The 10637-nt window shown below is 67.5% G+C and carries 10 protein-coding genes; 7 read left to right on the top strand and 3 right to left on the bottom strand.

All coding sequences use genetic code 11. The annotated features are described in order from the left end of the window. Positions 1-31 precede the first annotated feature (31 nt). Positions 32-1708, top strand: a complete 1677-nt coding sequence (locus ACK59X_RS13100; protein ID WP_409957761.1) for a GMC family oxidoreductase — start codon at positions 32-34, stop codon at positions 1706-1708. Positions 1709-1718: 10 nt separating this feature from the next. Here the strand turns inward: ACK59X_RS13100 and ACK59X_RS13095 are convergent, their stop codons facing one another. Together ACK59X_RS13095 and ACK59X_RS13090 are read right to left on the bottom strand one after the other, a co-directional pair. Beyond that, positions 1719-2042, bottom strand: a complete 324-nt coding sequence (locus ACK59X_RS13095) for a hypothetical protein (protein ID WP_409957759.1) — start codon at positions 2040-2042, stop codon at positions 1719-1721. 13 nt (positions 2043-2055) lie between these two features. Next, a complete protein-coding gene (locus tag ACK59X_RS13090) occupies positions 2056-3390 on the bottom strand; it encodes an ammonium transporter (protein ID WP_409957760.1) in 1335 nt (444 codons plus the stop codon). Positions 3391-3790: 400 nt separating this feature from the next. Between ACK59X_RS13090 and ACK59X_RS13085 the strand changes: the two genes are divergently transcribed. The 6 genes from ACK59X_RS13085 to ACK59X_RS13060 all read left to right on the top strand — a co-directional run bounded on the left by ACK59X_RS13085 (position 3791) and on the right by ACK59X_RS13060 (position 9437). Beyond that, positions 3791-4549 carry a sulfite exporter TauE/SafE family protein gene (locus ACK59X_RS13085; protein ID WP_409957758.1) on the top strand — a complete coding sequence of 253 codons (759 nt, stop codon included), beginning with the start codon at positions 3791-3793 and terminating at the stop codon, positions 4547-4549. Positions 4550-4821: 272 nt separating this feature from the next. Then, entirely contained in the window at positions 4822-5586 is a 765-nt protein-coding gene (locus ACK59X_RS13080; protein WP_409957757.1) for an ABC transporter substrate-binding protein, read from the top strand. Between the two features lie 20 nt (positions 5587-5606). Continuing rightward, positions 5607-6389, top strand: coding sequence for an amino acid ABC transporter permease (locus ACK59X_RS13075; RefSeq protein WP_409957756.1), 783 nt, complete (start codon positions 5607-5609; stop codon positions 6387-6389). Further along, positions 6386-7129, top strand: coding sequence for an amino acid ABC transporter ATP-binding protein (locus ACK59X_RS13070; RefSeq protein ID WP_409957755.1), 744 nt, complete (start codon positions 6386-6388; stop codon positions 7127-7129). Before ACK59X_RS13075 ends, ACK59X_RS13070 begins: the two co-directional genes overlap by 4 nt. A 50-nt stretch (positions 7130-7179) precedes the next feature. Further along, the gene (locus ACK59X_RS13065; RefSeq protein WP_409957754.1) at positions 7180-8475 is read left to right on the top strand and encodes a DcaP family trimeric outer membrane transporter; all 1296 of its coding nucleotides are present in this window, start codon (positions 7180-7182) and stop codon (positions 8473-8475) included. 65 nt (positions 8476-8540) lie between these two features. Further along, the gene (locus ACK59X_RS13060; protein WP_409957753.1) at positions 8541-9437 is read left to right on the top strand and encodes a DMT family transporter; all 897 of its coding nucleotides are present in this window, start codon (positions 8541-8543) and stop codon (positions 9435-9437) included. Positions 9438-9489: 52 nt separating this feature from the next. Here ACK59X_RS13060 and ACK59X_RS13055 read toward each other — a convergent pair. Then, a partial coding sequence (locus tag ACK59X_RS13055) for a penicillin-binding transpeptidase domain-containing protein (protein WP_409957752.1) occupies positions 9490-10637 on the bottom strand: 1148 nt, incomplete at its 5' end.

The following is a 10637-nucleotide window of genomic DNA, read 5'->3' as shown; positions in this document are numbered from 1 at the left end:
CGCGCCCACCCATGCCCCGACGTTATGCCCCCTGAGCGACACCACGTTCGACCACATCCTCATCGGCGGCGGCACAGCGGGCGCCCTGCTGTGCAACCGCCTGAGCGCCGACGGCCGCAAGCGCGTGCTGCTCATCGAGGCGGGCCGCAAGGATGATTACCACTGGATACACATTCCCGTGGGCTACCTGTATTGCATTGGCAACCCGCGCACCGACTGGCTCTACAACACCGAGCCCGATGCGGGCCTGAACGGCCGCACCCTGCGCTACCCGCGCGGCACGACGCTGGGCGGCTGCAGCAGCATCAACGGCATGATCTACATGCGCGGCCAGGCGCGCGACTACGACCAGTGGGCCGAGCTCACCGGCGATGCCAGCTGGCGCTGGGACAATGCCCTGCCCTACTTCCGCCGCCACGAGGACCATTGGCGCCTGGACCAGCCCGGCAATGTGAACGAGAACTTCAAGCGCCTGCACGGCAACAAGTCCACCGGCAGTACCGGCGAGTGGCGCGTGGAGAAGCAGCGCCTGCGCTGGGACGTGCTGGATGCGTTTTCCAAGGCCGCGCAGCAGGCCGGCATCCCGGCCACCGACGACTTCAACGGCGGCAGCAACGAGGGCGTGGGCTATTTCGAGGTCAACCAAAAGAGCGGCTGGCGCTGGAACACGGCCAAGGCCTTCCTGCGCCCCACCTGCTATGGCCGACCCAACTTCGAGATGTGGACCAATGCGCATGCCACCCAGCTCATCATCGAGACCCGGCCGGACGGTACGCGCCGCTGCACGGGCGTGAAGGTCTGGGATGGGCACGAGATGGTCACGGCCCATGCCACCGGCGAGGTGATCCTGAGCGCGGGCGCCATCAACTCGCCCCAGTTGCTGCAGCTGTCGGGCATCGGTCCGGCTGCGCTACTGCAACGCCATGGCATCGATGTGGTGCAGGACCTGCCGGGCGTGGGCGCCAACCTGCAGGACCACCTGCAGATCCGCGCGGTGTTCAAGGTCAACGGCGTGCCCACGCTCAACGCCATGGCCAGCTCGCTCTGGGGCAAGGCCAAGATCGGCATGGAGTACGCGATGAAGCGCAGCGGCCCCATGAGCATGGCGCCGTCCCAGCTCGGCGCCTTCACGCGCAGCGACCCTGGCCAGCCCTGGCCCAACATCGAGTACCACGTGCAGCCCCTGTCGCTGGACGCCTTCGGCGAACCCCTGCACAGCTTTCCGGCCTTCACGGCCAGCGTCTGCAACCTCAACCCCACGAGCCGCGGCACGGTGCACATCAAGAGCGCGGACTTCAAGGCCGCACCGGCCATCGCGCCCAACTACCTGAGTACGCCGGAGGACCGCCAGGTGGCCGCCGACAGCCTGCGCGTCACACGCCGCATCGTCGCCCAGCCAGCACTGGCCGCCTACCAGCCCGAGGAGTGGAAGCCCGGCGCGCAGTTCGAGAGCGACGAAGACCTGGCGCGCCTGGCGGGCGACATCGCCACCACCATCTTCCACCCCGTGGGCACGACGCGCATGGGCCGGGCCGATGACCCCATGGCGGTGCTCGATTCGCAGCTGCGCGTGCGCGGCATCGCCGGGCTGCGCGTGGTGGACGCAGGCGCCATGCCCACCATCACCAGCGGCAACACCAACTCACCTACGCTCATGCTGGCCGAAAAAGCCGCCGAATGGATCCTGGCGGCTCAGGCGAAAGCATGACCTCCAGGCATCAGCGGATGCCGCCCACGTAGCGTGGCGCCTCGGGCACCGGTTCGGGCACGAAGCGCTGGCGCACCGCCTGGCTCGCGGTCTCCAGCAGGGGGCGGCGCTGCGGCACGGGGGCCGGCGCGTGCACAGCATGGTCGAGGCGGTCGGCCCATTCGGCCAGCTCGGGCACCCCATCCTCCACGGCATGCTGGCGCGCGAAGCGCACGATCTCCAGCGCATACTCGGCGTTGACCGCCATCCACTCCGTGTCGGTCACGCGGCCGGTCTTGCGGCGCAGCAGCACATGCAAATGCGCTGCAATGGCGAGTTTGTCGCTGTCCTGCATGGTGGCTTGCTCCTCATTGGCCAAGTCGTTCCCGGTGCTGTGCAATATCCAGGCCCACCTGCTCGCTCTGCTCGTCCACGCGCAGGCCAAGCACAAGATTCGTGATCCACAGCAGCAGCGCCGTGCCCACCAGGCTGAACGCCAGCACCGCGCCCACGCCGATGGCCTGCGTCCACAGGCTGCCGGCCACGCCGCCCACGCTGCGGCTGGCCAGCACGCCCGTGAGCAGCGAGCCCACAATGCCGCCGATGCCGTGCACGCCGAAGACGTCCAGCGAATCGTCGGCCTTGAGCAGGCGCTTGAGCCCCGTCGCCCCCCAATAGCAGGCCAGCCCGGCCACCAGCCCAATGACCAACGCCGACCGCAGGGTGACGAAGCCGGCCGCAGGCGTGATCGCCACCAGCCCGGCCACCAGGCCCGAACACAGGCCCAGCAAGGAGGGGCGCCCCCGCATGACCGCCTCGCCCAGCATCCACGACAGAGCGCCCGCAGCGGCGGCCACGTGGGTGACGACCATGGCCAGCCCCGCCCGGCCGTCGGCTGCCACGGCCGAGCCGGCATTGAATCCGAACCAGCCCACCCACAGCATGCCCGCGCCCACCATGGTCAGTGCCAGGCTGTAGGGCTCGAAAGGCTCGCGGCCATAGCCGCTGCGCCGCCCCAGGAACCAGGCGCACACCAGGCCCGCCGCACCGGCGTTCACATGCACCACCGAGCCCCCGGCGAAGTCAAGCGCACCCATCTGCGCCAGCCAGCCGCCCGGCTCCCAGACCCAGTGTGCAATCGGCGCATAGATGAACACCGTCCACAGGCTGATGAACAGCAGCATCGCGGAAAAGCGCATGCGCTCGACCACAGCCCCCACCAGCAGCGCCGCCGTGATGATGGCGAAGGTGAGCTGGAACATGGCGTAGACCGATTCGGGGATGGCCGGCGCCACATGGCTGACGGAGAGCTTGCCGGCGGCCAGCTGAAAGTCGAACCCGGCAAAGGCCATGCGCTCGGTGCCCCCCAGCCAGGCACTCCCGGGTGTGAAGGCCCACGAGTAACCGATGGCGAACCACCACAGGCTCACCAGCGCTGCGATGGCGACCACGCTGGCCATGGTGTTGAGCACGTTCTTTCTGCGCACCATGCCGGCGTAGAACAGGGCGATGCCTGGCAGCGTCATGAGCAACACCAGCGCCGTGGAGGTCATCATCCAGGCCGTGTCGGCGGCATTGATGCTGTCCTTGGCCACCAGGCCAGGGCGGGTGAGCACGGCGGCGGGCGATGCGGCAGAAGCCGCGGTGGCGGCGGGCTCGGGCGCTGGCGCCTGGCTCCAGGCTGCCGTGCAACACAGACCCATGCACAAGGCGATGGCCGCGACGAATCCCTGGATGGCTGCCCGCATCTGGATGCTCCCTTTTCGCATTTTGTTACAGCACACATTGCACAAGCCATGCCAGAAAAAGGGCCCCATTTGGGGCACCCGGGCGTGTTCAGCGCCCTGTCCATCCCCCAAAAGGGGGCGGGAAACCCCCAATGCACCATGCGGGTGCTCTCGTTACAGTACCGTCACTCGAAAGCGCGCCCCGGTGTGCTGGACGAGGGGCCGAGGAGACATCCCTACAAGCAACAACCAAACAAAGCACCCAGCGAGGTGCACATCCTTTCCAGGCGCTGGCGATCCCAGCGCCTTTTTTCTTGCCCGGCATCTCTGCCGTGCGCTAGCAAAAGCGTAGCTGACCAGGTGCGACAATCAAGGGATGGAATGGATTTTCATCACCTTCGCTTCGCTGCTCGCCGGTTTCGTGGATTCCATCGTGGGCGGCGGGGGCCTGGTGATGGTGCCGGCACTGTTCGCAGCCTTCCCTGCGGCCCCGCCCGCCACGCTGCTGGGCACCAACAAGGCGGCGGGGGTTTGGGGCACGGCCATGGCCACCTGGCAGTACAGCCGCCGCGTGCAGATGCGCTGGAATGCGCTGCTGCCGGCCGCGGGGGCCGGCTTTGCGGGCTCGTTCGCAGGCGCCTGGGCGGTCACGGTCATCTCGCCCGACTTCCTGCGCCGCCTGCTGCCGCTGGTACTGCTGGCGGTGCTGGCCTACACGCTGGCGAAGAAGGACATGGGCCGCCACCACGCCCCGCGCTTCGCCGGGCACGCCGAGACGGCGGCGGCCTGCCTTGTCGGCCTGGTGCTGGGCTTCTACGACGGGTTCTTCGGGCCCGGCACAGGCAGTTTCTTCGTCTTCCTGTTCGTGCGGCTGCTCGGCTACGACTTCCTCAACGCCTCGGCCTCGGCCAAGCTGCTTAACACGGCGACCAATGTGGCCGCCATCGCCCTGTTTGCGGCCAAGGGCCATGTCTGGTGGCACTTTGCGGTGACCCTGGCCGTGGCCAATGTGGTGGGCAGCCTGATCGGCACGCACATGGCCCTCAGGCACGGCACCGGCTTCGTGCGCGGCATCTTCATCGTGGTCGTGGGGGCCCTGATCTTCAAGACCGGTTACGACGCCCTCCTGCGCTGAAATCCGCGGAAAAATAAGGCGCGCCCGCGCGATTACCAGCACCGCAAAAAGTTCGGGAGCCCCCTCTAAAACCTGTTGCGAATTGGCACACAACCGGCCCCGGACGCCATTTCGCAGTGGCGCCCCAAAAACCCCCGTCCCTATAATCGTGACCATTTCGTGACGTCTGTCCTCGCAATCCGCGATGGCTGCGTGCGCGTTCCACCAGTTTCCGGCTTGCCTACCCGCAGCCGGATTTTTTGTACCTGAAATACCCCGCACAGGACCTTCCCATGCAATTGTTCAAGGCCGTAGCCACCGCACTCGCTCTTTGCGCCGCCTTCTCCGCCCAGGCCCGGACCCTGGACGAAGTGAAGAAGGACGGCAAGATCCTCATCGCGACCGAAGGACAGTTCGCCCCTTTCAACTTCTTCAACGGCACCACGCTGACCGGCTTCGAAGGCGAGACCGCCGAGCTCGTGGCCAAGAAGATGGGCCTCACGATCCAGTGGAAGACCCTGGGCTTCGACGCCCTGCTGACCGGCCTGCGCCAGGACCGCTGGGACCTGGTGATCGCTTCGCACGGCATCACCGAAGAACGTGCCAAGGCCGTGACCTTCACCGAGCCCCACTACTGCTCGGGCGGCATGATCATCGCGATGGACCCCGCCATCAAGAACGCCAAGGATCTGGCGGGCAAGGTGGTGGCGGTGCAGACCGGCACCAGCTACCTGGAGAACGTGCAGAAGGTCTCCTCCATCAAGGAGATGAAGAACTTCCCCACCGACGTGGACGCGCGCAGCGCCCTGACCTCGCGCCGCGTGGATGCCTGGGTGACCGACCGCTTCGTGGCCAAGGCCGTGTCCGAGAAGAACCCCGGTGCCGGCTTCAAGCTTGGCGACATGCTGTTCATCGAGCGCATCGCCGCCGCCGTGGCCAAGGGCAACAGCTCGCTGGCCGCCGGCTGGAACAAGGCCCTGGCCGAGGTGATGGCCGATGGCAGCTACGCCGCCCTGTCCAAGAAGTACTTCAACGAAGACGTGCGCTGCACGAACTGAGCGTCTGACCGGGTCTTTCCATGCTCACTGCCCTTTGGCCCGAGCGCTGGTCCCGCCAGCAGCGCAGCAACGCCACGCTCGTCTCGGCCGTCGTCCTGATGGTCCTGGCGCTGGCGCTGCTGGGCCAGTTGCTCTCTTTCCTGCCCGATCCCATCGGGCCCAACGCCCAGGCCTTCTCTGACGGCGCACGCACCACGCTGTGGCTCACGCTGGTGAGCGGCAGCGTGGGCCTGGTGCTGGGCACCGGCGCGGCATTGGCCCGCACCTCGCGCTTCGCGGCCGTGCGCTGGGTCGCCAGCTTCTACATCTGGGTCATCCGCGGCACGCCGCTGCTGGTGCAGATTCTGTTCGTGTACTTTGCGCTGCCGGTGCTGGTGCCGGGCCTGAACCTGCCCGACTTCGCGGCCGCCGTGCTGGCCTTGGGCCTGAACGTGGGCGCCTACAACGCCGAGGCCATCCGCGCCGGCTTGCTGGCCGTGCCGCGCGGCCAGACCGAGGCCGCCCGCGCGCTCGGCCTGGGACGCCTGCATGTGTTCATGGACGTGGTGTTCCCACAGGCCTTCAAGATCTCGCTGCCCCCCCTGGTGAGCAATTTCGTGGCGCTGCTCAAGGACTCGTCGCTGGCCTATGCCATCGGTGTGGTCGAGCTGACCAATGTGGGCAACCGCATCCAGTCGGCCACCTTCCAGCCCATTGCCACGCTGTCCACCGTGGCCATCACCTACCTGCTGCTGACCACGCTGGTCACCCAGATCTCGAATGCGGTCGAATACCGCTTCGACGTGGAAGGGCGCAACCAATGAGCCGGCCCACGCCTTTCATCGTGGCGGACCGGGTCTGCAAGTCCTTTGGCAGCCACCAGGTGCTGCGCGATGTCTCCACCGTGTTCAACACCGGCGAGGTCACCGTGATCATCGGCGCCTCGGGCTCGGGCAAGAGCACGCTGCTGCGTGCCATCAACCGCCTGGAACCGCACGACTCGGGCCGCATCACCATCGGCGGGGTGGAGGTCAGCGACGACATCGCCACGCTGCAGCGCCAGCGCAGCGAGGTCGGCATGGTGTTCCAGCAGTTCAACCTGTTCGGCCACATGAGCGTACTGGACAACGTGACGCTGGCACCGCGCCGCATCCGCCGCACGCCGCGCGCGCAGGCGAACGAGCAGGCCATGGCCCTGCTGCGCCGTGTGGGCATGCAGGACCACGCGCACAAGTACCCCTGGCAGCTGTCGGGCGGCCAGCAGCAGCGCGTGGCCATCGCGCGCGCCCTGGCCATGCAGCCCAAGGTGATGCTGTTCGACGAACCGACCTCGGCCCTGGACCCGGAAATGGTGCAGGAGGTCCTGGACGTGATGCGCGAGCTGGCCCGCGGCGGCATGACCATGATCGTGGTGACCCACGAGATGGGCTTCGCGCGCGAGGTGTCCGACCGCGTGATGTTCTTCGACCAGGGGCGCATCGCCCATGACGCCCCGCCCGCCGAGTTCTTCAGCACCCCTGCCAACGACCGCATCCGTGCCTTCATCGGTCGCATGACTGCCTGAGATCCAGGCCCGCCCTGCGAAAACAACCACAAGCCCCTACCGGAGTGACCATGAAACTGAACCACACGTTCCTCGCCCTGATGGCCGCCGGCCTGTGCAGCCTGCCCCCCGCAGCCTTTGCGCAGACCGCCAAGGACTTCGAAGAGATGCGCAACGAGCTCAAGGCCCTGCGCGCCGAGCTCAATGCGCTCAAGGCCCAGCAGGCCCAGGCGCCTGCCGCCCCCGCGGCATCCGCATCGGCCTGGAACGACCGCATCGAAGCGGTCGAGCTCAAGCAGAAGGACGCCGTGGTGCTGGGCGACATCCCTGGCAGCTTCCGCCTGCCCGGCAGCGAGACCTCGATCCGCGTCTACGGCTTTGCCGAGGCCAACATGGTCAAGGACTTCAAGGGCACGGCCCCTGGCGACACCTTCACCAACCTGATGGAACAGCCCCTGGGCGACACGCGCGGCGGCAAGAGCAGCCTGACGGCACAGACCTCGCGCTTCGGCTTCGAGACCTCCACGCCCACGGACATGGGCACCTTCAACACCAAGGTCGAGGCCGACTTCTACGCCTACTGCGGCAGCGAGTGCAACCGCAACCGCCTGCGCCTGCGCCACGCCTACGGCGAGTACGCCGGCTGGCTGATCGGCCAGACCTGGTCGACCTTCATGGACACGGACAACCTGCCCGAGACGGTGGACTTCAACGGCCCGCCCGGCGCCACCTTCCGCCGCCCCGCGCAGATCCGCTATACCTACAACAACCCCAATCTGGCCAAGTTCCAGTTCGCCCTGGAAGAGCCCACCGATGGCGCCAAGGGCCTGAACTTCGTGGCCCGCGTGGACAAGGCCTTCGACTGGGGCAACGTGAACGCGCGCCTGCTCTCGCACGAGCAACGCATCGACGGCTTCAGCAAGCGCGGCACAGGCTTCGGTATCGGCGCCGGCTACAAGCTCACCGGCACCACCACGCTGATGGCCCAGTACACGCGCCTGGATGGCGACGGCGACGGCGCCTACCTGGTGGGCACCAACTACCCTGTGCTGGACGGCAGCACCGTGCGCCTGGACCGCTCGCATGGCATCGTGCTCGGCCTGAGCAATGTGTTCAGCGAGAAGATGCGCGGCACCGTGTCGCTGGGCGCCGTGCGCTCGCGCAACCGACTGGGCGACGATTACGTGAACGCCTATGGTGGCGAAGGCAACCACAAGCTCTACCAATGGCACGCCGGCATGTACTACCTGCCGATCAAGAACGTGGAGCTGGGCAGCGAGCTGATCGGCGGCCGCCGCACCACCTTCGATGGCCAGAAGGGCGACATGCTGCGCCTGAACCTGCAGGCGCGCTACATCTTCAACTGATCGCTGCCGTCCCTTCCGCCTGACAGGCTGGCCGGGAAACCGGCCAGCCTTTTTCTTTCTTTACTATGCGACCCGAACGTTTCGGCCTGCTGGCCCTGCTGGTGGTGACAATGGTGTGGGGCACCACCTTTCCCGCCATGAAGCTGCTCTCCGCCCAGCTCGATGCGCTGCAGATCATCTGGCTGCGCTTCGTGATTGCCCTGGCGGTGCTCGCTCCGCTGTGGTGGGGCATGCTGCGGCACGAGCGCCGCTGGGGCTGCGCGCTGGGCGTGCTGCTGTTCCTCGCGTTCTGGCTGCAGATCGAAGGCCTGGCGCGCACCAGCAGCAACCGCAATGCCTTCGTCACCGGACTCAATGTGCTGGTGGTGCCGCTGATCGCCATGGCAGCCATGGGGCGGCGCTACGGCTGGCAGCTGTGGGCGGCCTGCGCCATGGCCTGCGCGGGCATGGCATTGATGTTCCACGAGAACGAGCCCTGGAACCTGGGCGATACGCTGACGCTGGCCAGCACCGTGTTCTATGCCCTGTACATCCTGGCGCTGGAAGAGTGCGCACGCCGCACCTCGGCCCAGCCGCTGCGCGCCACGCGCATGGCGGCGGCGCAGGCCCTGGTGATGGCCCTGGCCTCCACATTGCTGCTGCTGGCGCGCGGCAGCGGGATGGACTGGCTGCCCCAGGCCGCCGGCAGGCTGCCCGTGGATGCCTGGGTGGCCGTTGTCTACCTGGGCCTGCTGGCCAGCGTGGTGGTGGTCACCCTGCAGGCCTGGGGCCAGCAGCGCGTGGACGCCATGCGCAGCGCCATCGTCTTCGGGCTGGAGCCGGTGTTCGCGGCCCTCACGGCCTGGGTGCTGCTGGGCGAGCGGCTCGGCTGGGCCGGCCTGAGCGGCGCCGCCATGATCGTGGCCGCCCTGGTGTTCAGCCAGCTGGCACCGCCCGCATCAAAAGCGTCGCACAGCGTCTGAATACCACACAGTTCTGCGAGACTGGCGCGCGCTCAGGGGGGGGGTGCCCTTCTCAAGGCGCCGCCGGACTGACAGGCACGTCGGCGGCCAGGCGCGGCTTGCCGATGGGCGCCGCGGCCAGGCCCTTGCGCACGGCCGCCAGGTCCTCTTCGTTCGGGTATTCGCCCTGCAGCCAGTAGTCGAACACGCGCCGCGCAATCGGGCCGGCCGCCGCCGCACCGAAGCCGGCGTTCTCCACGATCACGGCCAACGCGATCTTGGGCTCCTCGGCCGGCGCAAAGGCCGCGAACAGCGAGTGGTCGCGCTGGTGCTCTTCGAGGGCCTTGGCGTTGTAGCGCACGTTCTGGCCCAGGCTGATGGCCTGGGCGGTGCCGGTCTTGCCGGCGGATGAATAGGCCGCGCCCGCAAAGATGCGCGTGCCCGTGCCGCCCTTGTTCACCGCCACCAGCGCGTTGCGCACGATCTCCACATTCTTGGGCAGGAAGCCGAGGTTCTCGCCGGGGGGCTGTGCGACCGGTGTCACGGCGCCCGTGACCGTGTCGCGCACCGCCTTGATGAGGTGCGGCGCGTAACGCGTGCCACCGTTGGCCAGTGTGGCCTCGGCCTGCGCCAGTTGCAGCATGGTGAAGTTGTTGTAGCCCTGGCCGATCCCCAGCGACACGGTCTCGCCCGGGTGCCAGCGCTTCATCTCGGGGCGCTTGTAGGCATTGCGCTTCCAGGTGGTGCTGGGCAGCACGCCACGCACCTCGCGATTGAGGTCGATGCCTGTGGTCTGGCCCAGGCCCAGCGGCTTCATGAAGTCGTGGATGGCATCGACCCCCATCTCCACCGCCAGCGAATAGAAATAGGTGTTGCTCGAGAACTGGATGGCGCGGTGCATGTCCACCCCGCCCAGCCCGCCCTCGTGGCTGCGGAAGGTGTGTCCGCCGAATGTGTAGAAACCCGGGTCGTTGACCACCATGCTGGCCGAACGCTTGGCCAGCTGCAGCGCCGCCAGCGCCATGAAAGGCTTGTAGGTCGAGCCCGGCGGGTAGGTACCGCGCAGTGCGCGGTTGAGCAGCGGCTTGTCGATGGATTCGTTGAGCGCCTGCCAGCTTTCGCTGTCGATGCCTTCGACGAACAGGTTGTGGTCGAAGGTGGGCTTGCTCACCAGGGCCAGCACCTCGCCGGTGCGCGGATCGATCGCGACCAGCGCGCCGC

Source organism: Acidovorax sp. (genome assembly GCF_046339755.1).
Lineage (GTDB): Bacteria > Pseudomonadota > Gammaproteobacteria > Burkholderiales > Burkholderiaceae_C > Acidovorax.
Note: the sequence above shows the minus strand (reverse complement) of the source record. Positions and strands in the feature narration are given on the sequence as shown.

Bases quoted from the DNA above. Each gene is read 5' to 3' on its own strand.
- ACK59X_RS13090 (WP_409957760.1), bottom strand. From the start codon at position 3,390: ATGGGTCTGTGTTGCACGGCAGCCTGGAGCCAGGCGCCAGCGCCCGAG.
- ACK59X_RS13065 (WP_409957754.1), top strand. From the start codon at position 7,180: ATGAAACTGAACCACACGTTCCTCGCCCTGATGGCCGCCGGCCTGTGC.
- ACK59X_RS13070 (WP_409957755.1), top strand. From the start codon at position 6,386: ATGAGCCGGCCCACGCCTTTCATCGTGGCGGACCGGGTCTGCAAGTCC.
- ACK59X_RS13080 (WP_409957757.1), top strand. From the start codon at position 4,822: ATGCAATTGTTCAAGGCCGTAGCCACCGCACTCGCTCTTTGCGCCGCC.
- ACK59X_RS13095 (WP_409957759.1), bottom strand. From the start codon at position 2,042: ATGCAGGACAGCGACAAACTCGCCATTGCAGCGCATTTGCATGTGCTG.
- ACK59X_RS13060 (WP_409957753.1), top strand. From the start codon at position 8,541: ATGCGACCCGAACGTTTCGGCCTGCTGGCCCTGCTGGTGGTGACAATG.
- ACK59X_RS13085 (WP_409957758.1), top strand. From the start codon at position 3,791: ATGGAATGGATTTTCATCACCTTCGCTTCGCTGCTCGCCGGTTTCGTG.
- ACK59X_RS13075 (WP_409957756.1), top strand. From the start codon at position 5,607: ATGCTCACTGCCCTTTGGCCCGAGCGCTGGTCCCGCCAGCAGCGCAGC.